The organism is Archangium sp. Cb G35 (genome assembly GCF_001896145.1).
GTDB lineage: Bacteria > Myxococcota > Myxococcia > Myxococcales > Myxococcaceae > Archangium > Archangium violaceum.
On sequence record NZ_MPOI01000011.1, the window covers coordinates 361124 to 384806 of the forward strand.

12 protein-coding genes are annotated in these 23683 nt (G+C 69.3%); 4 read left to right on the forward strand and 8 right to left on the reverse strand.

Going from position 1 to position 23683, the window contains the following annotated elements; genetic code table 11:
- Positions 1-67 precede the first annotated feature (67 nt).
- Positions 68-1501, forward strand: a complete 1434-nt coding sequence (locus tag BO221_RS32150) for a DUF4476 domain-containing protein (RefSeq protein WP_158079951.1) — start codon at positions 68-70, stop codon at positions 1499-1501.
- Between the two features lie 63 nt (positions 1502-1564).
- Here the strand turns inward: BO221_RS32150 and BO221_RS32155 are convergent, their stop codons facing one another.
- From BO221_RS32155 to BO221_RS32170, 4 genes are all read right to left on the reverse strand, one after another.
- Positions 1565-2908 (reverse strand): TfuA-like protein, encoded by a 1344-nt coding sequence (locus BO221_RS32155; RefSeq protein WP_073564646.1) that lies wholly within the window; start codon positions 2906-2908, stop codon positions 1565-1567.
- On the reverse strand, positions 2905-4137 hold the full coding sequence (locus tag BO221_RS32160; protein ID WP_073564647.1) for a YcaO-like family protein: 1233 nt from the start codon (positions 4135-4137) through the stop codon (positions 2905-2907). The genes BO221_RS32155 and BO221_RS32160 overlap by 4 nt, the downstream gene beginning before the upstream one ends.
- A complete protein-coding gene (locus tag BO221_RS32165; protein WP_073564648.1) occupies positions 4137-4862 on the reverse strand; it encodes a hypothetical protein in 726 nt (241 codons plus the stop codon). Before BO221_RS32165 ends, BO221_RS32160 begins: the two co-directional genes overlap by 1 nt.
- A gap of 63 nt (positions 4863-4925) precedes the next feature.
- The gene (locus tag BO221_RS32170; RefSeq protein ID WP_073564649.1) at positions 4926-8324 is read right to left on the reverse strand and encodes a serine/threonine-protein kinase PknK; all 3399 of its coding nucleotides are present in this window, start codon (positions 8322-8324) and stop codon (positions 4926-4928) included.
- A gap of 121 nt (positions 8325-8445) precedes the next feature.
- Between BO221_RS32170 and BO221_RS32175 the strand changes: the two genes are divergently transcribed.
- Together BO221_RS32175 and BO221_RS32180 are read left to right on the forward strand one after the other, a co-directional pair.
- The gene (locus tag BO221_RS32175; protein ID WP_073564650.1) at positions 8446-10176 is read left to right on the forward strand and encodes a sigma-54 dependent transcriptional regulator; all 1731 of its coding nucleotides are present in this window, start codon (positions 8446-8448) and stop codon (positions 10174-10176) included.
- A gap of 183 nt (positions 10177-10359) precedes the next feature.
- Positions 10360-13086: an alkaline phosphatase family protein gene (locus BO221_RS32180; protein ID WP_073564651.1), complete on the forward strand. Its 2727-nt coding sequence runs from the start codon at positions 10360-10362 to the stop codon at positions 13084-13086.
- A gap of 92 nt (positions 13087-13178) precedes the next feature.
- On the opposite strand, the gene BO221_RS32185 is transcribed toward BO221_RS32180, so the two are convergent.
- Positions 13179-15578, reverse strand: a complete 2400-nt coding sequence (locus BO221_RS32185) for a hypothetical protein (protein ID WP_073564652.1) — start codon at positions 15576-15578, stop codon at positions 13179-13181.
- 168 nt (positions 15579-15746) lie between these two features.
- Positions 15747-18413: a penicillin acylase family protein gene (locus tag BO221_RS32190; RefSeq protein WP_073564653.1), complete on the reverse strand. Its 2667-nt coding sequence runs from the start codon at positions 18411-18413 to the stop codon at positions 15747-15749.
- 390 nt (positions 18414-18803) lie between these two features.
- On the opposite strand from BO221_RS32190, the gene BO221_RS32195 reads away from it, so the two are divergent.
- The gene (locus BO221_RS32195) at positions 18804-19586 is read left to right on the forward strand and encodes a Dickkopf N-terminal cysteine-rich domain-containing protein (RefSeq protein ID WP_158079952.1); all 783 of its coding nucleotides are present in this window, start codon (positions 18804-18806) and stop codon (positions 19584-19586) included.
- A 58-nt stretch (positions 19587-19644) separates the two neighbouring features.
- Here BO221_RS32195 and BO221_RS32200 read toward each other — a convergent pair whose 3' ends face one another.
- The gene (locus tag BO221_RS32200; protein ID WP_083681687.1) at positions 19645-21222 is read right to left on the reverse strand and encodes a DUF2357 domain-containing protein; all 1578 of its coding nucleotides are present in this window, start codon (positions 21220-21222) and stop codon (positions 19645-19647) included.
- A gap of 2 nt (positions 21223-21224) precedes the next feature.
- Positions 21225-23504, reverse strand: coding sequence for an McrB family protein (locus BO221_RS32205; protein WP_073564656.1), 2280 nt, complete (start codon positions 23502-23504; stop codon positions 21225-21227).
- Between the last annotated feature and the right edge of the window lie 179 nt (positions 23505-23683).

The following is a 23683-nucleotide window of genomic DNA, read 5'->3' on the forward strand; positions in this document are numbered from 1 at the left end:
CCTTGGGGTGGAGGAGCCGCGGCGCGGGGCATTGCCGCGCCCCCCGGCTTCCTTCACCATTCCAGACATGAACCCTTCCAGTTGTCTGGTCATCTGGCTCGCGCTCGCCGCGTTGCTGCCCGCGCCGGCTCGGGCGATGGACGGTGCGCTCTTTCAGCAGCTCGAGGCTCGCGTGGACGACGAGCACCTCTCCGACGCGAAGCTCACCCTCCTGAAGACCGCGGCCTCCACCAACACCTTCACCTGTGCGCAAGTGGCGCACCTGGTCGAGCAGTTCTCCTTCGGCGATGACAAGCTCGAGGCGCTCTCGACGCTCAAGGACCGCATCGAGGATCCGGAGAACAAGCGCAAGCTCGTCACCCTCTTCGGCTTCGACGACGAAAAGAAGAAGGCCCAGGCGCTCCTCGCCCACATCCAGAAGGCCGCGCCCGCTGCCCCCAGTGCCGCGCCAGCGGACACCGGCAGCGAGTCCACCCGCGTCAGCGCGGCAACCCGGGGCAGCAGCACGGGCGAGATGACGCCACTGCTGGTGAACCAGGTGGGCGCCTGGCCGGACGCGGACGTCCGCGCGCTCGCCGCGGCGCTCCAGAAGGAGGACTTCACCGACGGCAAGATGAGCGTGCTCCAGGCGGCCATCTCCAGCCGCCCCGAGGGCTTCACGTCCGCGCAGCTCCAGCAACTCGTCCCGGGCCTCACCTTCAGCGACGACATGGTGCAGGCGGTGAAGATGATGGACGAGCACATCCTCGGCATGACGTCGCGCGAGGTGCGCGAGGTGCTGGGAACGTACTCCTTCAACGATGACAAGCTGAAGGTGCTGCGCGTGCTCAAGGACGCCATCACCGATGCGGAGAACAAGTTCATCATCCTCGACGAGTTCACCTTCGGGGCCCACAAGGAGGAGGCGCGCCAGATCCTGGAGACCATCAAGCCACGCAGCCCGGTGTACGGCACCATCCGCAGCAAGCGCGCCATCTTCGTGGTGGACGTCTCCGGCAGCATGGAGGCGCGTTTCACCACCAACCGGGGCGAGTCGCTCACCCGGCTCCAGTTCGTGCAGCGCGAGCTGCAGTCCGTGCTGAAGGAGCAGCTCCCGGAGGACGCGAAGTTCAACCTCGTCGTCTTCTCCACGCGCGTGCAGACGTGGAAGCCTCGCCTCGTCCCGGCCACGCCTCGGTCGGTGCAGGAGGCGGTGCAGTACGTGGGCGCGCTTCAGCAGGGGGGTGGCACCAACATCCACGGCGCTCTGGAGAAGGCCTTCGCCGACTCCGAGGTGGACGCCGTCTACTTCCTCACCGACGGCATGCCGACGGACGGAAAGAAGAAGGCCCCCGCGAAGATCCTCGAGGACGTGGCCGCCTGGAATGCCCGGCGGAAGGTGGTGGTGAACACCGTTGCCTTCCTGATGGGCAGCTTCAACAGTGACAACAAGCCCAGATCGCGCGAGCTGATGCTGCAACTGGCCAAGGCCACCGGCGGCGTCTACCGCGCCATCGAGTAGGACGCACGCCAGGCACGCAATGCAGCAGGCGGTTCATCCCCACCGGCGATTCGGCATGGCCTTTCAAGTCCCTGGTGGGACAGCAAGCCTCTCGCTCAGCACGGCCCGGCGCAGCGCGTCCACGCCGGTGAATCCGCTGTCTCGCGCGTACTGCTCCAGGTTCGCGGGCACGGGCCGTCCGAGCTGTTGCTCGAAGAACCACCGCCACAGCTCCGCTTCCGTCATCCCCGCGTCGGCGAGCATCGGCCGCTCCAGCCCTCTGGCCGCGAGCACCCGCTCCTTGTTCCGGGCCCGCTCCCACAAGGCACCGTATTCGCCCGTGGCCCGCAGGTGGTCCGGCAGGTGGCGCAGCGCGTCCGTGGCGAAGAGCGTCTCCACCCAACGCACCTGTGACTCGTCCTCGAGGAAGCGCTCCAGGTTCTCGACCCGCTGCGTCTGCCGCCAACGCTCGAAGTCCTCGGCGGAGAACAGCCCGCGCTCGACACGGAAGACCTCGGCGGTCCGCTGGAGCTCCACTTCGTCGGCGGTCCTCCCCAGGCGCGAGGCCTGCTCCACCGCCAGCGCGCGGGCGAGCGCCGCCCGGTGGGCTCCGGTGAAGCCACCTCTCAGCCGTAGCTCGTCGAGCAGGGCCTCCGGCACCACCTCGTCCCCCTCGTCACCCCCGAGCGGTAGCCGGCTCGCGCGCCGCCGGACCTCCTCCCAGGCATCGGTGTGCTCGAAGTGGTAGCGGACCTGCTTCGGCGCGAGCCCTTCGGCGAGCCGGGTCCGCAGGGTGCGCAGCATGCGCAGGGCGTCCCGGCGCTTCTGGTCCACCCGGCCCGTGGGCAGCCACGCGCGCAGGGCCTCCAGCTCCCGGGCGGGGAGTCCTTCGCGGGCGGCCCGCGTCAGCACCGCCGGCCACGCCCGCTCCATGTAGAAGAGCTCCTTGGCCACACGCTCCAGTGCGGCGCGCGTCTTCGCTCCCACCACCCCCGAGGATTCCGCCGCCGCCAGCGTGGCGCGGATGTTCACCATGGCCTCGGACAGCAGCCGGTAGCCGTCCTCGGCGGAACCATGCGCCACGGCCACCTCGTCGTCGTCCTCGAGCTCGCCACTCTGGAAGGACTCGAAGATGGAGCCCACTCCCTCCATGCCGAACGCGGCGAGCTCCGCCGCTCGCAGGGCCCCCATGCTGGCGCAGCCGAAGACGTGGATGCCCTCGGACATGGCCCACAGGATTTCCTTGTGCCAGACGGAGGGCACGCGTTCGAAGTAGCCATCGATGATGCCGATGGCCACCGGCCGCTCCAGCGTGGCCCGGTACACGTCCCCTTGTGCCGCGGGCGGCAGGAAGATGGCGTCCAGCTCGGCCCGGCCTTCCTCCGCCGGCAGCGTGGGTCCGGTGAAGATGTAGAGGGGGCCACTCATTCGTCCCGTGCCTCCTGGAGGACGCGCCGGGCCCTCGCTCCGGGCGTGTAGCCGGGGATGTCATGCAGGGGCTCGAGCCCGGGGATGATCACCCTCACCACGGGGATGCCCAGCTCCCGCTTCGTGAGCTCCACCACGACCACCTGCCGCAGGCCCGCCGCGCGCAGCCGCTCCAGTTCCCACGCCAGGTCCTCGTCGAAGGAGTCCCCCTCGAAGGTGGGCACGTCCTGGAAGCAGCGCACCGGCGGCTCGGAGCGCATGTGCTCCAGGGCGCGCACCGTACGGTCCAGGTCCCGGATGCCCTCGTAGCGCTGGCGGCTCGCGTCGTCCCGCGCTCCGGAGATGAGGGTCAGCCGGCTTTGCGCTGCCTCGGTGAGTGCTCGCAGCAGGGCGACCCGCCGCGATGGGTGGCACCCCATGCCCTGGGTCACCGGCAGGGGCCGCAGCGGGTCCGGCGTCCGCTCGGCGATGCGGCACAGGAAGGCGGGGATGCCCACGTCCGTCGTTGTCTCCCAGACCGCTGCCTCGACGCCCGCACGCTCGTAGCGCGCGAGCATCTCGCGGCAGGCCGCGTCGTCCACCGTCCCCAGGTCCAGCCGCGTCCGCCGCCGCGCCCGCGCGGCTCGCAGGTTCCAGAGTGTGGTCGCGTCCCGCTCCACCACTTCGCACAGGGCATGGCTCGTCGCTTCCAGCACGTGGTTGCCGGAGGCCAGCCCATTGGAGCTCATCAGGAACGCACCGCTCCCCGTGGGCAAGGGCAGGGTGAAGCAGGTGTGGACCAGATCAAACGGCACCCAGGCCGGCCGGCGCTCCATCAACTCCGCGCCCTCCACCCAGAGCAGACGCAGCCGCTCGTGGAAGATGCTGGCCGACAGCCGCGGCAGGCCGGTGACATCCACGAGCGGATGGCTGAAGCGCAGCTCGGCGTGGCTGGCCAGCTTGAGCGGCAGGTGGACGTTCTCCGCGTGGTAGCCCTCCACGGACTCCATCAACCCGGAGGCCTTCGCCGAGGCCAGGTCCATCCCCTTGCCGGGCGACACGGCCAGTGAGCGCGAGTTGGGGCGGTACACCATCACCACCGGGAGGCCCAGCGTGTCCAGCCCGGTGACGTTGGCGATGCGGGTGATACCCATGATGGGCATGAGCCGGCGGATCCGCTGGACGGTCTCCTCTGGTGGCACGAGCCGGTGCGTGCCAGCACGGAAGTGTTTGGGCGCGTGGGGCGTCATCAGCGCTTGCGGCGGGTGGGCGGCGGCTTCGTCTTCGCGGCGGGCTTCGGGCCTGGCGGTTCCTTGGGGGGGACGAGGGGGACCAGGGGCAGTGGCGGCGTTTTCGGCGAGTAGCTCAGCGCGATGCTGTTGAGGTTGAGGAGGAAGCAGGTGATGTTGTCGCTCGGCTCGGTGGAGTCCACGGCCGGGAGAGGTCCCGTGATGCCGCTCGGGACATTGGCCAGCGTCACTTCGTTTTCCAGCATGTTCCGGACGTGGAGGGGCAGCTTGTCCGGGTGGTAGCGAACCACCTTGTCGGGGTGGTGCTCCTTCGGGTTGGTCTCCGCCGCTCCGGTCCAGACTTCGGTGGGGATCTGATAGACGAATCCGTCTGGCGCGTAGACGAGCATGTCCGACTCGAGGATTTCGATTTTGATCTGGAGCGAGCGTTTCCGGTACGTGGCTTGGAGCAGTGCGTTGCCCTTGGTGAGTCCCTTCAGATGGAGCTCCTGCTTCTTCCACTCCGTTTCGAAGCTGCCTCCGCTGCCCGGCAAGGAGACGGATTCCCACTTCACGGACCTGGTGATGTCCTTGGGCTGCCCGCTTCTGGGATCGATGGCGTGCGCGGTGAAGCGGCTGCTGAAGCCCTCGACAAGGGTCGCCTTGAACGCGAGGCCGCCCTTGTGTTCGGAGGTCTTGACGGGGCTGATGTAGAAGGCGGTATTGGGGCGGGCGCGGCTGGGCATGGTCGAGGTTCCTGGGGGCTTCGCGAGGTGCGCGGGAGGGGGTGAAGGGAAGTGGGTGGGGCCCTAGAGATATCCGAGCCGGTGTGCCGCTTCGAGCACCGGGGCCAGGTGGAGCCGCACATGCTCGGGTGGCGTCCGCTCCCAGTCGGGCGCGTGCTCGAGCGGGCCGGTCAGCTCATCCGGCATCCGCTGTTGGGTGGGGTCGAGCAGGGCCCGCACGTGACCGAGGGCCTCGGTGAGCCGGTGCCGTGCCAGCTCGACCGCCATCAACGGCCAGTGCGCCAGCCACTGGAAGGGATAGACGAGCGAGAGCGGTTGCCAGCACCGCAGCGCGGTCCGTGCACGGTGTTCGGCCTCGGCGGAGAGGCCCTCGCGCCAGGCCACCCAGCCCAGGTTGGCGTGGGCCGCGCCGACGTAGTCCGCCATGTTCGCCGCCGTGGCGACCTCGAGGCCGCGCGAGGCCTGGCGCCGTGTCTCCTCCACCCTGCCCTGCCTTCGCTGGAGAACCGTCAGGTACGTCAGGCAGCGCGACTGCAATGTCACGTCTCCCACGCGTTCGGCCTCGGTCAGCGCGTCGTGTATCAGCGCCTCGGACTCCGCCCACTCGTCGTGGAACAGCAGCGTCGTGGCCATCACGAAGCGCGTCATGGAGAGCTCGCTGGCCACCTTCGACTCCTGGCTGGCCCGGACGAGCGCGCGGGCGTACGCCACCGTCTCGCCGGACACCCGGTAACGCTCGGTCCGGCAGCGCATCTGGACGAGCGATTGGAAGAAGCGCGCCCGCTGCAGGGGGGCGCCGCGCGCCTCGACGATGGGGCGCACCCGCTCCACCAGCTCCGTCATCTCCTGGACTCGCGCCTGCCAGTAGTACGTGGTGATGCGCTCGTTCTGGATTTGAAACCACTCCTGCCACACGTCCTCGGGAAGCTCGCCCGGGCTGGCATTCAACGCCGTCTCCGCGGCCGCGTAGGCGCGCAGGGCTTCCTCGTGCTGGTGATGCGTCTCCCATGACTTGCCCGCGCGGCGGTGGATGCTCGCCCGGCGCACGCGTTCGTGCTGCGAGAGCCGTGCCAGGGCTTGCGTATAGGCCTCGCGGGCTTCGGCCTGCCGTCCGGTGAGGGCACGCACGTCACCGAGGCTCTCGTATACCCGCTCCAGCGCCAGTGACTCCGCGTCCTGGGAGAACGCACCCGCGTCCCGCTGGAACGCGGCGTGACGGAGCGCGGCCTCGTAGAAGGCGATGGCCTCGTTATTGGCGTAAGCGGTGCGGGCCTGGTCTCCGGCGAGCGCGAAGAAGCGGCTGGCGCGGCCGTGGATGCCGGCCTGGGACCAGTGGTGGGCGAGCGTGGCCGCGTGGCGCGGAAGCTCGGAGGCGTGGCGGTGCTCCACGGCCTCGGCGGCCCGGTGGTGCAGGGCACCGCGCCGATCGGCGGGAATCCTCCCGTAGGCCACCTCGCGCAGCTTGTCGTGGACGAAGCGCAGCCGCCCCTCTCCGGCCTCTTCCAGCACCTGGCGCAGGCGCAACTCCTCGAGCGCCTCCAGCGTCGCCTCGTCCCCCAGGGCGGCGGCACCCGATAGCAGCTCGCCGTCGAACTCACGGCCCAGCACCGCGGCGAGCTGCACCAGCGCGCCCCCGTCCTCCCCGAGCTCCGCCAGCCTCCGCTCGATGAGCTCGGCGATGGAGCGAGGCAGGGGGAGTACCAGGGCTCCCGCTCGTTCCCCGGGCACTTCCAGCCGCCACTCGCCCGTGGTGGCGCGGGAGAGCAGTCCCTCGCCGATGGCCGCGCGCAGGTACTCGGCGATGAAGAAGGGATTGCCGCTGGCGTGAGTGACGAGCGTGTCGAGGAAGGCAGCGGGTGCCTCACGCAGGGCGAGCATTCCGCGCACCATGTCCCGGATGCTGGCGGCATCCAGCCGCTCCAGCTCGAGGCCCATTGCTCCGGGGGCCTGGACGAGGCGCCTCAATGTGTCGCCCGCTTCGTCCAACCGGTAGGTGCCCACGACGAGCACCCCGTGTGTCCCCAGGTGCTCCGGCGTCAGCTCCTGGAGGAAGCTCAGCGACAGTTCGTCGGCCCACTGCAGATCATCCAGGACGAGCAGCAGCGGTTGCGCCCGGGCGAGGGCGAGCAGGGTGTCGCGCAGGCTGGTGAGGACACGGGCTCGCGCCTGCTGGGGCGGGAGCGAGACGGGCTCGGGTTGCGTGTCCTCCTGTCCGGGGAGCTGTGCCAGGGTGGGCTCGTACGCCGCGAGCACCTTGCCCCGAGGGCCCAGCAGCCGCTCCGTCTCCCCGGCGCCGTGCTCGCGGCACCGGTCCGCCACGGCGAGCAGCAGGGAGCGGAAGGGGTGGAGCGGGGCCGCACGCACCTCCGAGCCACCGCCCACGCCCAGCGGGACGCACTCGCCCGTCACCACCGCGAGCCGGCGGTACGTGGCCTCGGTGGCCAGTTCCATGGCCAGGCGCGTCTTGCCCACGCCGCTCTCTCCTCCGATGAAGACGCACCCGCCGCGTCCCTGGGTGGCTTCCTCCAGCGCCCGGGCGAATCGTCCCAGCACCTCCCCGCGTCCGGAGAAGTCCGGCCGGTAGAGGTAGGGCGCGGGACGGAGCGTGCCGGGCTCATCCGCTCCGGCCCCGAGCGCGGTGAGGGCCGCCGCCACGTCCTCGGCGTAGCCCAGTCTCTCCTGGGGCCGCTTCGCGAGCAGCCGCGACACGAGCGCGTCCAGCTCCGGGGGCACTCCTTCCACGGCTCGCGAGGGCGGGAGGGGCTGCCGGCGCAGATGTTGATGAAGCACGCCGCCCGCGCTCCGGCTCGCGACGAAAGGGGGCTGTCCTGTCACGGCCTCGTAGAGGATGCACCCGAGCGCGTAGAGGTCCGTCCGGGCGTCCACGAAGTCCCCGCGGATCTGCTCGGGAGCCATGTACGCCTCGCTGCCCACGACGCTGCCTCCCACCTGCAAGACTTCTCGAGCGCCGCCAGACTGAGCCGCGATGCCGAAGTCCACCAGCACCGGCCTGCCGTCCGGGCGGATGAAGACGTTCTCTGGCTTCAGGTCCCGGTGGACGAGCCCGTTGCCATGCAGAAAGGCCAGGGGTGTGCACAGCCGGCGCAGTTGGGTGAGCGTGGCCGCGAGCGGCGGCCGCGCGTCGATGAAGCCGCGCAGCGTCTGACCGCTCAGCAACTCCATGGCGTACCAGGGCAGCCCGTCCCACACGCCCTCGGCGACGATGCGCACCACGCCCGGGTGGTGCAGCCTGCGCAGCGCATGAATCTCCCGCCGGATGCTGGCCAGCACGGCTTCCGAGGCCACGCGCACCGTCTTGAGGGCCACGGCCTCGCCGGTGTCGCGGTGCTCGCCCCGGTACACCACGCCCATGCCTCCCTGCCCGAGCACGCCGAGGAGGCGGTAGGGGCCGATGCTCTCGGGATGTGTCTGGGACGCGGGCGTGTGCACCTGCTGCATCATGGGGGTGAATCATAAAGCCACCGGGGATGTGCGTCCGGTGGGGACGCAGGCGGCGTCATCCGGGGACGCCGGGCCTCTGACGGGGTGCGCTACACTCGAGGTGCGCATCGGGAGAGACGCAATGCACGAGAGCTTGTCCGCGCTGGTGACGGGATTGAGGGGAGTAGAGCACTTCGAGGCGGCCGCGACCCTCACCTTGCGGCGGATGTTGGAAGTGGCGGAGGAGGCGGTGTCCTCCAGCCTCTACGCGGGCCGGGCCCGGGTCCTGCGGGGCATGGTGCACCTGCGGCCCGGGGATGCCTACCGGCGCCTGGTATCGCTCGAGCGCGGGGCCGAGCGGGCACAGCCGGCCGTACCCGAGGAGGGCGCGGCGCTGCTGACGTCGGCGACCGCGTGGCGCTCCGTGGTTCGCTACCGCTGTGCCGTGTCCATCGACGTCAACCTGGGCACGCTGGAGCCGCACGCCGAGGGCGCGGAGGTGGAAGGGGACGTGGCGCTCTCCGAGGGAGGAGGTTTCAGTAGCAACGACAGCCGCCAGCGCTTCCTGGGCCGGCAGGCCTCCCACGTCTGCGTGCTGCCGCTGCGCGCCCCGGGCGGCGAGGTGGAGGGGATGATCTCCCTGGAGGCGGACTGCCCGGCGGCAGTGGGACGGGAGTTCGTCTGGCGTGAGCGGGGCGAGGCGCTCCAGCTCTTCACGGATGTGGCGGCGCCCTACTTGTTGGCACTGCCCTCGCGTCCGGTGGCGGCCGCGGAGGTGGACGAGTTCCTCCCGGTGGTGGGGGCCACGATGGCGGGGCTGCTGCCCATCCTGCGCGTCTTCGCACAGCAGGAGGAGACGCTGCTCGTGAGTGGGGCCACGGGCGCGGGCAAGTCGCGGCTGGCACGCTGGTGCCACGAGCGCTCCGAGCGCCGCCGTGGCGCCTTCGAGGTGTTGGACCTGGTGACCGTGCCCGAGGAGCTGCAGATGGCCGAGCTCTTCGGATGGAAGAAGGGGGCCTTCACGGGGGCGATGCGGGACAACGTGGGCAGCGTGGCGCGTGCGGAGGGGGGCACGCTCTTCATCGATGAGATCGACAAGCTGTCGCTCAAGGCCCAGGCGGGACTGCTGCACCTGCTGGAGGAGCGGAGCTACCGGCCGTTGGGAGAGGGCACGGGCGAGAAGCGCGCGGACGTGCGCTTCATCATCGGCACCAACGCGGAGCTGCTGGGCGCGGTGAGGGCGGGCCGCTTCCGGGAGGACCTCTACTACCGCGTCAACGTGCTGCCCATCCGCATGCCGCCGCTGGACGAGCGCCGGGACGAGATTCCCCTCTGGGCGCGCTACATGGTGGGCCGGCGGCACCGCGAGCGCGTGCCCTCGGGCCTGGCGCGGCTGACGGAAGGGGCGGAGCGGTTGCTGTCGGGGAGCTCCTGGCCGGGGAACTTGCGGCAGCTCGACAACATCGTCCGGCGGGCCTACACGCTGGCGATGGTGGGCCACGGCGGCTCGGGCGAGGTGGTGATGGAGGAGCGGCACGTGGCCCAGGCGCTCTCCTATGAGGGCGCGCCCGGAGGCAGGCCCCTGCCGGAGGCACTGCGGGTGGCGGCCCTGGCCTTCGTGCAGGAGGCGCAGCGGCGCGGGGGCTCGTTGGACCTGGACCTGGCGGATGCCTTCCGGGGCTTCGTGCTGGGCCTCGCGGTGCGTCAGCTCGGCCGGGACGAGGCCTTCCGCGCGCTTGGCCGGGAGAGCCTGGTGCGCAACCGCAACCACCACAAGGCCCTCAAGCGCGAGGTGGAGAAGGTGGACGCGTTGCTCAAGGCCCTGGGCGAGGGGGGCGCGCCCTTCGCGGACTTGCTCGCCTCGGAGGAGTAGCGGGCGCGTTGGCGCCGGACGCGGTTGCGTTCCCGCGGAACGCCGGGAGCCGCGGCCGGCGGGTCGCAACCGATGGAAAGGACGAGCGCCGCTCGTGGCACCGCCCTTGCTCTGGGGTGAGCACGGGCCGCCAGGCGGCCCTTTACTTCCATCTGGAGCGACACCGTGCTGGGAAACAATCCCATGAGGGACCGGATCAAGCATGTCGTGGTCATCATGCTGGAGAACCGGGGGTTCGACAGTCTGCTGGGCTACCTCTACCGTCCGGGAGACGAGCCCGCGAAGCACATTCCCGAGCTGACACCCGGGGGCAAGAAGTTCGACGGTCTGGCCTTCACCGACACGCAGGCCCTCACCAACGAGCTGCGCAGGGATGGACGGCTCTGGATCAGCCAGGCGCCCGTGCCGGGCGTGCGCGCCACCAACAGTCCGGGCACCAATCCCCACGAGGACTACACCAACGTCAACGAGCAGCTCTTCGGCGCGAAGGCCAACCCGCCAAAAGGCACGGAAGCGAAGATGCTCGGCTTCCTCCAGAACTACGCCTCACACTGGAGCCATCTGGGGGAGAACGAGCTGAAGACGATCAGCCAGGTCATGCACGCGTACCGGTCAGTGGACGCGCCGGTGCTCAGCGGCCTGGCCAGGGGCTACGCCGTCTCGGATGACTGGTTCTCGTCCGTGCCGACGATGACCAACGCCAACCGGGCCTTCTCGCTGGCCGGAACGTCATTGGGCCGGGTGGACAACAAGCCGCCGCTCGCCGACGACCGGTACGACACGGACACGGTGTGGCACGTGCTGGAGCGCAACGGCTACAAGGACTGGGCGGTCTTCTACCACGGCGCGTTCCCTCCCTTTGGGAACAAGCCGTACACCCGCGGCATCTTCCCCCGCCTGGAGCAGCTCCCCAATGTCGACACGCGCTTCCTGACCATGGACCGTTTCTACTCCATGGCGGAGGCGGGGATTCTGCCTGGCTTCAGCTACATCGAGCCGAAGTGGGGAGGCGATCTTCTCGGCATTCCGATCCGGGGCAATGACTATCACCCGAACGGGGATGTGACCGATGGCGAGGCGCTCCTCAAGCAAATCTACCTGAGCCTGAGCCGCAACAAGGCCGCCTGGGAGCAGACGCTGCTCGTCATCACCTTCGACGAGCATGGCGGCACCTACGACCACGTCGCGCCGCCGTGGACGGCCCGGCCGCCCTGGGGCTCGGGGAAGCCCAGCTTCGAGCTGCAGCACGACTTCCAGTTCGACCGCTTCGGTGTGCGCATTCCCACCGTCCTGGTGTCGCCCCTCATCGATGAGCGCACGCTGCTGCGCTCCTCCACGGAGATGCCGTTCGATCACACCTCGGTGATCGCCACCCTCCTGGAGTGGAAGGGCATCGACCGGAGCCAGTGGGGGCTCGGCGAGCGCGTGGCCAACGCGCCCACCTTCGAGAAGGTGCTGACGCGGAGCACGCCGCGCACCGACAACATTTTCTCGCGGCCGCCTCCGGCTGTCGGCACACCGCTGGAGTTCGGTGCCCCCTTCTGCATGCGGCACAAGAATGGCGAGTACATCACCAATGCCTACTCCGGGAAGCTCTACTACTTCCCGCGGCTCGGCCAGGTGGGGCGCGTGGCCCTGGACTTCCGGCTCGGCCAGGGCGTGGTGCAGAGCGGCGCCGTCGTGCAGTTGCGCACCTCCGAGGTGTTGCCGGACACGAGGCTCGTTCCCAACTTCCTGGGCGCCTGGAGCGACGATCACGACTGCTACTACTACTGCTCGGATGACACGAAGGACTACGGCCAGCAGTACTGGAAGGTCACCCGGGCCGATGGCAGCTCCGGTCCCATCCGGTACGGCGATGAGGTCTATCTCAGCAGCAACTTCGAGAAGTTCCTCGGACAGCGGTTGTGCAAGGACGGGCAGTGGATCAGCACCGCTTCGGGGGCCAGCGACACGTGGATCATCGAGCCGCCTCCGGCGCAGTCTCCCGGCCAGGACGTGGTGAAGTTCGAGGACTCCATCCAGTTGCGGCACCAGACGGGGGACTACGTCATCACCGCGGAGAACGCGAAGTACCACTGGCCCCGGCTGGGCTCCACCGGTCAGGTCAAGCTCCAGGTCGTGGGCGGCATCGGCGACGTGACGGACGGAAGCACCCTCCAGCTCAAGTCGGCCGAGGAAGGGTTGGGAGACCAGAACATCCTGGGCGCCTTCGGAGACAGCCACGACTGCTACTACTGGACCCGGGACTACGACAACAACAAGCAGGGCTGGAAGGTCACGCGCGCCGACGGGAGCGGAGACGGGAAGATCCGCTACGGCGACAAGGTCTACCTGACCAACCTCTCGTACAGCGGGCAGAAGCTCGTCCGGGACACGCAGTACGCGGGCTTCATCACCACGGCGGAGGGCCAAGGCGAGTACTGGATCATCGAGCGCGTCCCGGCTCCGCCGCCCCCGGACGTGGTCAGGTTCGGTGACAGCTTCTACCTGTGCAGCCAGGACGGCCGCTACGTCATCACCGCCGACCGCTCCAAGTACCAGTGGCCGCGGCTGGGCAGTACCGGCCAGGTGAAGCTGCAACTGCTCAACGGCGTCGGCGAGCTGACGAACGGCCAGACCGTCAAGATGAAGTCGACCGAGGACGGGCTGGGGAACCAGAACATCCTGGGCGCCTTCGGAGACAGCCACGACTGCTACTACTGGGACAACGGTTACGACGACAACAAGCAGGGCTGGAAGGTCACTCGCGTCGACGGGGGCGGAGACGGGAAGATCCGCTACGGCGACAAGGTCTACCTGACCAACCTCTCGTACAGCGGGCAGAAGCTCGTCCGGGACACGCAGTACGCCGGCTACCTGACAACGCAGGCGGACAGCACTGAGTACTGGATCATCATGAAGGCCTGAGCCAAGGCCCACGCGAGGGCCTCCGCCTCCCGAAAGGTGGGGCGGGGGCCCGGCGGCATGGCAGCCCATGGTGGTGGCCGCTGCCCTGGGCCTCAGCGGACCGAGGAACCGGAGCCCGTGAGCCTCCGCCCCTGGACGCGGGTGTTCATCACGTCCTCTTCCGTCACGAACTCCGTGTAGAACACCGCCGTACGCCCTGCCCTGTCGGAGACGACGAGGGGGTTGTACTCGGGCTCGTCGTGCCGGGCGATGGGCCGCCCACCGGGGTCGCGCACCGAGCCGTCGGGCCGGATGCGCGCGCCGTGCACGTCCACGGGCTCGTTCTCGGGGATCGACTGCCCGTTCTCCTCCCATACCAGCCAATGGTTCGAGCCATCGAACGTGGCGGTGGGCCGCGTCCGGGACGTCTCCCCCATCGCGACGGTGATGGGCACTGCGTCCAGGACGGCACCACTCCCGCTCACGCGGGCCGCGGAGATCATCGAGCCGGCCGAGAACGGACCTTCCGCCCAGGCCACCAGCACGTTCGTCCCGTCGAAGGAGAGCGCGGGCGGCGCGAAGGAGGCCGGACCCGGAGCGATGAGGAGCCCCGGCGAGTCGAGCACCGTGCCGCTCTCCGTCACGCGAGCGCCGCGGATGCTCGTCTCCGTGTCGAACTTCGTGAAGTCGAAGTGCACCCAGGAGATGAAGGAGTGGCCACCGGCGTCGATGACCGAGGGCGTCTCCTCGGTGGCGAGGGTGCCCGCGATGAGGAAGCCGCCGGGGTCCAACACCGCGCCGGCGGAGCTGACGCGAGTCCCGAAAAGGTCGGTGACGTTGCCGAACTCGCCGCTGGTCCGCCCGTCCTCCCACACCACCAGGAACCCATCCCCGGAGGAGGCCACCGAGGGATGGGTCTGGGTGTCCTCCAGCGCGGCGATGGGCAGGCTGGTGGCATCCAGCAGCACGCCCGCACTGCTCACCCGGGCCCCCCGGACGTCTCGTTCGAAGGTATCCGGCGAGACGTCTTCATCCCAGACCACGAGGAAGGTAGCTCCGTTGAAGGCCACCGAGATGGTTCCGGGATTGAGCCCGGTGGGCAGCGTGACGGGGGAGCCGAGGCGGCGGCCATCCGTGCGCACGCGAGTGGCCAGCAGCCGCTCCTCCTCGCCGGCGCGTGCCTCCCGCCAGACGGCCAGATACTGGCCATCGCCATACGCGGAGGCGGCCAGCTCCTGCGCGGTGGCCGAGCGGGTGAACAGGAGCGGCGGCGAGTCCTGGATCGTCGTGTCGTGCTTCACCCGGGTTCCGAGGATGTGGCTCCCCGCGCCGAAGGGCTCGGCGTCCTCGGCCTGGGCGCTGAAGGTGACGAAGTAGTCGCGGCCGTTCGAGGCCACCGCCGGGGCGCTCACTTTCGGGGAGTCCCCGGAGGACGGCAGGGAGAATCCCGCCGGCTCCAGCACCTCCCCATCATCCGACACGCGGGCGCCACGAATGAGGAAGTCCTCGTCGCGGGTGTCGCCCCAGGCGACGAGCGATTCGCGGCCGTCGTGAGCCAGGCGCGGGGCGGACTGGGCTCCAGGATGGGTGGCGATGGGAAAGCCCGTGGGCTCCACCACCCTCAGGTCGCCCTGCACCCGCGCGCCGTAGATGTCCGGCTCCCCGTCACGGCCGTCCTCCCAGACGACGAGGAAACGCTCCCCGGTCCAGGTCACGTCGGGGCTGACCTGGCCAGCGGGCACTTCGATGAGGGGCACTCCCCTTCCGTCCAACACCGTGCCGTCCTTCCGGACCCGAGACCCATAGATGTCTCCCTCGTCCCCGCCGCGCTCGTCGCTCCAGACGACCAGGAACTGTCTTCCGTCCCACGCCACGGCGGGATCGAACGCGTTATTGAACCCGGGGGAGAGCGACCGCCGGTCGAGCACCGTGCCCCTGGAGTCCAGGCGCGCGGCGGCGACGACGTTCTCGTCGTCACCGGAGACGGTGAAGACCACCAGGCACAGCTTCTTCGTACAGGCGATACCAGGTGGCCCGCCCACCTCGTCGCTGAAGCTGAGGGTGAAGTGACGGCGCACGTCTCCGTCGCCCTCCACGTGGGCGCCGAAGATGCCATCCGAGCTCACCCAGACGACCACGAACTGGGTGCCGTCATACGCCACGCGGGGGCGGCCTCCCGAGATGCCGGTGGTGAGGTTGAGCGGGATGCCCGCCGGGTCGAGGATGTGACCATTGGGCTTCACGCGCGAGCCAAAGACGCCGCCGGTGCGTTCGTCCCTCCAGACGACCAGGTACACCTTGCCGTCGAAGGCCACGGAGGGCCCGGGGGAACCCGTGCGTTGCGCCTCCAGGACGGGCCGGCTCACGTCGAAGGGGCTGGAGACGCCAGAGGAGAACCGAGCCTCCGAGCCCAGCAGCCGCACGCCGTCCGTCCCGGCCTCGAGTGACAGGTGCTCGACGTCCGGCTCGTCCTCTGGCGCCGGTCCACACGCGAGCGCCAGCGTTCCGAGCAAGGCCGCACCCCAACACGCGAGCCACGTGGCACTTCTCCTGGTCTGTTCCATATGCGCCCCCTCCGGTAGGGATGGGGCGCAACCTCATGTCAGCCCGTCGATGGGGCAATCCGCCTGAAGGGGCGAGCCTGCATCCAATCGCACACGCCTCACGGAGCCGCAGGTGGCTCAGTCGCCGGCTGGCGCATACGAGATGCTCGAGGCCCGGTGCGCGTTCACCTCCGCATCCGTGAAGTAGAGGGCAGGAGCCTTGTTCCGGCGCCAGTGCTCCATCTCGTCCGCGTGGTGCGGGCTCCGTGGGTCGAAGACCTGGCCGCCCGGCAGCGCGTTCCACGCCCGAGGCCCCTCTTGCGTCATCTCCACCACCAGGCGCTGCACGGGGCCGTTCTCGTACGAGAACTTCTCCGGGTCCGAGAGCCCGAACTGCGACGCGTCCACGACGAAGTTGTCTCCCGGCCGCGGGAAGCCGTTCGGGAAGGTGGTGTCACCCGGCGCCGGGATCGTGGCAGCGCTCTCGCCCGGCGCCGGCGGCACCAGCGAGACCAGCTTCACCGTGTGCAGCTTGCCCCACCGCCACTGCGTCTGATCCGCACCCAGCTTGTCGCGCAGGTAGTTGGCTCCGAGAATCATGGACGCGGCGATCCGCTCGTCCCGAGTCTCGACCACGCCAGTCGTCGAGAGGTCGTCCCACAGCACCGTGTCGCCCTGAGCGGTGCTGTACGTCGCGAGCTTGCTCGGATTCAGGATGGCCAACTGAAGCACCTTGGCCATGAAGCCGCTGGCCGGACGCAGGCGGATGGCACTGATCTCGTCATCGAACGCGAGCTTGATCAGCCGCGGCACGGAGGCGTTGAAGATCGAGGTCGCGACGGAGTCCGAGATCTCCGCCTCAGAGGGCTCGCCGTCCCCGATATTCACGCCCGGCGGCGTCTCATACGTCCATGCGGCCAGCCGGTTCGCCACCTGCTGCAGCACGTCCAGGTCCGCACTGGTGGACCGCTGCACCAGGTCCGCCAGCTCGGGGTGGGTGCCGGGCGTGGACCGCTCCTCCTGCACCCGCTTCGCCACCTCCACGAACTTCGGCGCCAGCAGCGCTCCCAGCGGCGAGCGGTGGTCGCCCTGGAGCGCCATCATGTCCTCCGGCGTCACGCCGCCCTTGCTCACGAGCGTCTGGAGCCGCTCGGTGATGCGAGCGATCCGGTGCCCGACGTCGTACTTGAACCCGATGTAGTGCGCGTCGTTGAACGGGTTGCCGTCCTTCGTCGTGCCCACGAGATCGTTGTTGGCCGTCGCGATGAAGCCCTTGGACGGGTTCGTGTCCTGCGGGAGGAACTGCGTCTCCAGCTCCCCAACCCACTCACAGCTCCCATCACCCGGCAGCACCATGGCGGGTGACAGCCCCGTCTGCGTCACCGGGTCATACGTCAGCGCCCGGGCATCCCGCACCGGCAGCCGCGACTGCGTGGACCAGAAGATGTCTCCCGTGTGCGTGGCGACCACGAAGCTCTGCGCTCCGACCTTGAAGTTCTCGAGCGCCTCCCGTGCCTCGGCCGCGTTCGCCGCCGCGTTCAACCCCAGGAACGCGGCAATCTCGTTGGACACCTCGTCGCCCGTCCACCGCACCGACAGCGCCCTGTTCTCGGTGCGCGGCACCACCGCGCCGTTCTGGATCGTCGGGATGATGATGCCGTGGTGCGGAACGTGCTCCAGCTTCAGCACCACGTCCTCCCGCCCCGCGACCTTGATCGTCTCCGTGATGATCTCGATCGGCACCTGCTTCCCCTTGAAGAGCACCGTATCCGGCCCGCCGTTCGCCCCCGGAGTGAGCGCCTCCGAGTACACGTCCGTCACGTCGTGGTTCGCCGTCGTGCTGCCCCAGGCGATGCGGTCGTTGAAGCCCAGGATGATGCCGGGCACGCCGACGAGGGAGATTCCCTCCACGTCCAGCTTCCCGCCCGCCCGCTTCGTGTTCAGGTGCGAGTACCAGAAGAGCGGCGGGCTCGGCAGCTGCAGGTGCGGATCGTTCGCCAGCAGCGGCGCTCCCGAGGCCGTCTTCGACCCCGACACCACCCAGTTGTTCGACCCACGGCTCTCGTCACCCATCACCTCGCGCAGCCGCCTCGCCGCGTCGAAGAACCCCTGCGCATTCGCGAGCACCTCGCCGTTCGGGAGCACGGACTCGCTCGAGAGCTTCCGGGCTGCCCGGCTCTTCGCCGCGTCCGCCCCCTCTCCCGCCAGGGAGAGCCCGTCCCGAGTGAACACGTCACGTGCCGGCGCGAACGCCCAGAAGTCCCGGAAGAGCCCCGCGCGGGGGTTGCCCGTGGGGAAGGCGGCAGCGACCGCCATCCGCGCCTGGGTCAGTCCCGTGTCGTCCTCGGCCGAATACGACAGCGAGTACGACAGGTACCGGCCAATCGCCAACGAGTCCTGCGGCGTCCAGTCCTTGAAGGCCGCGGGGTTGCTCACCATCGGCCCGAGCAGCTCCGCGCCCGGGGGCAGCTTCGACGTGCCGCTGCGCACCTCCGCGATGTACACGTTCACGCCCGCGGCGAACGCATCCAGCGCGATCTTCGCCGGCGAGTCCGCGCTCAGCGCCGGGTAGATCCGGTCCGCCACCCGCTTGAAGCCAATCACCCGCGCGGAGACGTCCCCCGCCAAGGCTGACGCGGACGGCGTGCCGATGAGCTCGGCGAGCTGCCCGGTCACGTTGCGCTTGAGGATCTCCATCTGCGGGTATCTGTCGCGCGCCATCAGGTAGCCCTGCACCAGCGCCGCGTCGTGCAGGGACGACGCGTAGATGTGCGGCACCGCGCGATCGTCCACGACGATGTCCACCGATCCTTCGAGCCCCGGCAGCTTCGGGCCGCTGGACCCCGGTGGTTGAGGGTCAGGAGGCTGGGTTGTCGAGTCATCGCGACAGCCGCTGACCCCACCGAGCACCGAGAGTACGACCAGAGCAACCGAGCACAGATGAACAGGACGTCGCACGAGCACCTCCGCGCCGAGGAGCGCGCGAAGTTATCACAGGCGATCTGACCTGCACCGCTTCTACAGCAGCGCGCGAACCTTCCTACTTGGGGACCCTGGACGAGGGGGTGACGGAAGTACGGCTGAACGACAGAGCCGCATCTCCAGACGTCCAGAAGGCGTCGCAGGCTCCGGCCGCCCATGGTGCCGGGAAAATCTTTGCCCATGTTGGGAAGCACCGCCCTCACGGAGTGCTCCATGCCGAACGTTCTCCCCCGCAGCGCTTCCCTTGTGCCCCCCCTGCTCGCGCTCATCGTGGGCCTTGCCTCCGGATGCATCATCACGGACTACCACGGTGAGCACGGAGAATGGTGCGGGGACGAGCACCACTCCTGTGCCGACGACTCGGATTGCCACGCCAGCCAGTACTGCATGCGCGGGATGTGTGAGGACACTCCGTTGGATTCCAAGTCCTGCACCAGCTCGCGGGACTGCGCTTCCGGAGACACCTGCGTCAATGGCGTGTGCAACCACGCGTGCTCGCGTGACTCGGACTGCGGCCGGGGTGGATGGTGTGATGGTTACTACTGCCGCTCGAGGACGGGTGACGGCGGTACCCGGCCTCCTCCGGCCGATGGCGGAACCTCCTGCCCGACGCCTCCTCCCGGGGACGCGGGCACGCCGGGCAACTGCGTGCGCAACACGGACTGTGCCTCGGGCAGCTACTGCATCAACGGCGCCTGCCTCAGTGGCTGCTCCTACGACTCGCAGTGCGCCTCCACGGAGACGTGCGCGAGTGGCCTGTGCCGTCCGCGCCCGTCCCCCGCGTGCACCAGCGCGGCTCAGTGCGCCACCGGCTCAGACTGCGTGGACGGTGCCTGCCGCTCGCCCTGCACCTCCAGCACCGCGTGCCCCAGCGGCTCCGTGTGCAAGGTTGGCTACTGCATGCCCTCGTCCACCCCGAGCAGCGGCAAGACGTGCTCCGTCAACTGCGACTGCCCCTCGGGCGAGCGCTGCGTGGAAGGCGTCTGCCGCATCTGAGCCCGCGGTTCATCTGCCCCCGGCGCGAGGCGCCCCCATGCGCGGCGAACGGGTAGGGTCACCGTTCGAGCAGTCTGGCCAACCACTCGGACAGTGGCCCTGGCTCGGTTCCAGGCGTGAGGCGGAAGACGCCCACCTGGTGCTCCGCGAGAAAGCCTGGCTCGAACCAGGGGGCACAAGCGGGGAGTTCCGCCGGTGCCAGGAGCACGGCCGCCTCGCAGCGACCGCCCCACTCGGGCCATCGCAGGCTGTCCCGGTAGAGGTGTGCCGATTCGAAGGCGTCAGAGAGGCCGTCCCTCGCGACGCGGTACTTGGCATCGAGGCACACCCAGCGCCGCCGCTCTCCCTCACTCCAGAGCAGCACCAGGTCTGGTCTCCTTTCCCCCGAGACGCTGAAGCGAGGTGCCTTGCCCCGTGACAGGTACCCGCGGAAGGTCGGGTTGAAGAGGAGCCGCAGCGTGCCCCCTGGGCCAGTGCCCTCGAACGAGGCTCCGTCGAGGGGCTCGCCCAGGGTGGCGAGCGGCTCGAGTCCCTGGGACGTCCACTGGTACTCCGGGAGCAGCCTTCCCAGCAGTCCGCGGAGCGCCAGGAACGTCCACAGTTCGTAGAGCTCGTAAGACGGGCGGGTTGCCGCCCCCGGCGCGTCGGGGACCGTGCCGAGCCGGAACAGCGGCGAGCGGAAGTGCCGTCCCAGCCGGTGGAGCCGAGCGTAGCTGGGGTCGTCCACCACGACCGCCATCGCCGCCTCGGTGGGCGGAGACGGCGTCAGGGCCGCCAGCCAGGAGCGTCGTCCAAGGGCCTGGAGCACCGCGGAGGCCTCGCGCAGTGCCTCCGCGCGTGCGGCGCACCACCGGACCCAGTCTCCAGCGTCGGTCCCCGCGGGCGCCGCGCCCCCCTGGGTGGTTCCCTGTAGAACTTCCGCGTAGGTGCCGAGGTCCCGCGCAATGGACCGCACCAGCCACGCCACATAGCGGTTCGCCGGATGGTCGAGCGTCTCGGTCGCGAGCCCCGCGGGCACGAGCGGTGGGCGTCTCGCGTCCGCCTCCGTGTCCCACCGAGCGCTCAGCGCCCGCGCGGCCTCCGGGTGCCGCTCGAGCCATCCCAGCGTGCTCCTCTCCACCCGCCGCACCCGATTCGCCGGGAGAACGGTCTCGCTGCGACTGGTCCGCTGGCGGGGGGCGGAGATGATTTCGCGGACTGCCTTCATCAAGGCAGGTACGAGCGGGAGCACTGCTTCCACGAGGTGCGATACCCGGGAGCCACCCGTGACGACCGCTCCCTGGAGGCCCGGCTGCTCTCCCACGCTGAGCGCTGGAAGCCACGCCTCCAGGTCCGAGAGCAGCACCGCCCAGGCGTGCTCGGAGAGCTTGTCCGCGCGCGGCACGACCTGGACGGCAGCGGTCCACTCCTCCCCCTTGCTGGCCACGCGCAGCACCTGGGCTCCCACCCATTGCGCGATGGGAAGCCGGAACGCGCGCTCCTCCGAGTCCCACTCGAGCGCGAGCGGACCCAGTGACGCCCGGGTGTCGCCAGGGCCTCCAGCCTCGGGGGCGACGAAGTATTGCCGTGCCTCCTCGAGGTACAGCACTCCCTCCGTGAGGGGGAGTGGCTCACCTCGCCGCTCGTACACCTCCATGATCAGGACCAGAACCGGGTGATGCCGGTTGTCTTCAACGTCGCCTCCATCTGCGCCACCTTGGCGGCGCTCCGGTGGAGGGCTCGGGCCACGCAGAGCTTCCGGAGCGCCTGCAGCATCGCCTCGAACTCCGCGGACTGCTCGCCGCGAATGCGAGGGAGCACCTTGGCGAGCACTGCCTGATCCAGCAACTCCGCGCGCAGGTCCGGCGAGATGTCCTCGCCCGCTGCGGTGACGAAGGCCAGCACCTCTCCCGCCGTCCGGTAGCCGAAGTGCCGGCGCGAGGGCTCGAGGAGGCCATGCAGCTCGATGAGAAGTTGCTCGACGTCCGGCTGCCGCCGCGCCTGCCGGCTGAAGAAGTTCTCGAGGTCCACCTCCCAGAACTCCAACGTGAACGCGCGGTCGAGCACCTTGTCGCTGAACGGGTGGGTGGTCTCGTCCATGTTGACGGTGCCCGCGATGAAGAGGTTCTTTGGCCAGGATACCGAGGGAGGCACGTCGTTGACGGGCGTTTCGTGGCTGTGGAAGTGCAGCCGCCCGTTGTCCTGCTCCATGGTCGAGAGGAAGGGCGCGAAGTATTGCTCGGCACGCGCCAGGTTCATCTCATCGAGCACGAGGAAGTACGGGTTCGCGGAGTCTCGCACCGCGCGAAGCACGAGTCGCAGCGCCGGTTCGGCCTGGAACGTCGGTTCCGCGTGCAGGGCATTGAGGTAGCCAACCAGTCCCGTGGGGTCGCGCCAGTCGGGCGAGACAGGAACCACGGCGACGTGCTCGTTCAGCGGCAGGCCGAGGGCCTGACAATAGAGCCGCGCGTACTGCCGGACCACCGCGGTCTTCCCCGTTCCCGAGAGCCCCGCCAGCAGCACGAAGCGCCGCTGCGGATTGCAGTGCCATGCCAGGTGGAGCGTGCGCAGCTGGCGATCGTGGAGAACGAAGGCCTTCGCCGTCTCATCCTCGGCGAAGGCGCGGCGGAGTTGCTCGAACGTAGGCCACTCCTTCTTCCCGGCCGTGGAGGAATCCCCGCTGGCGGCCTGGGCGCCGGTCCGCTCGGCATCCTCCCGGTCCTGCTCCGTCATCGGAGCCGCAGGGAGCACCGACGGGAGCCGCTTCTCCCACCCCTCGCCATAGGCGGTGAGCCGGTAGCGCCCATCCGGCGTGGGCTCGAGCAGGTCGAGCAGCTTCGCCCACTTCGCGAGCTGAGACGGCCCCATGGTCTCCGTCCAGTTGGGGTAGAGCGTCTGCAGGTGCCGGTGGATTTCGCCCGTGGCGCGCTGCCCGGCGGCCAGGAAGCGCAGCAGGCCCGCGAAGGGGAAGACGCGCTCGATCATCCGCTCGACGAGCACGTCGGGGAGGTCGTTCTCGAGCAGGCCTTCCCCCGCGTCCGTCGGCCGCAGGGTGTCGCCCTGTGACTCGAGCAGGCCGAGGCCCGCGATTCGGGAGATGTGGACACGGAGCGCGCTGGGTGACTGGGAGGAGAACTCGGGCAGGTTCCGGAGGATCTCCACCAGGTCCGCACGCGGAGTGCCTGGGAGGCACTCCTGGATGATTCGCCGGTACAGCTCGAGGGCGTTGCTGGGGCAGGAGTTGCCCTTGAACTGCTTTCCGTAAGGCCAGAGGGTGAGAGGGCTGGAGTCACGGTCCGCGGACGTGGCCACCGAGGCGATGGGAGCCGTTCCACGGGAGATGGCGTCGAACTGCTCGTGCAGCCACCAGCAGAAGGTCGAGCGCCGCACGTGCTCGGCCATGTCGCCGCCCTCGGGCCCGAGCACCTCGCGCAGGCGCGCGCGGATGAGTACGTGACTCGGCTCCGAGCCCTCGGGCAGCAGCAGCTTCGTTGCTCGAACGTGGGCCTCGTACCGGAAGATGCAGTGGAATTCGGTGGGGAGCAGTGCGGCGAAGGCCCGCCACAGCTTGGCATACGGTTGCCGTTTGGCGTGCCGCTCGCGAACGAGACGCAATATGCGCTCGCCTTCCTCCTGGATGGCCTCGGCGCGGGAGGTGGGATCCGCCGGCCACTTCTTCTTTCGCAACGCCACGAAGCCATCAACGACCTCGGAGTCCGTGAAGGCCCCCGTCACGTTGACGCTCTCGCCCGGACCTACAGGGGTAATGGCGCGTGCCTTCCACAGGCGCTCCTGGCTCGCCGGGTTCCGGAGTTCCGCGTCGCTGAGAGAGCGCACCCAGCCGAGAAACTCCGAATAGTTCTTCTGCCACTCCGCCCAATCGGCAGGGGCGAATCTTCCGTTCGCGTAGAGCTCGCGTACTTGTGTATCGGTCAGCATGTCGGGCCTCGTGAATCGAGCCGGAGCATAGGAGAAATCGAGGCCTCCCCGGGTCCAGAGAATGAAGGGGTGGGTGGCGTGAGCTCGTCTACGATCGACGGATGACGTATGTCTCCTCAGTCGGTCGTCGCTCCTGGTTCGGTCTACTGGTGGTGCTGCTGTGTTGTCAGCATGCACCC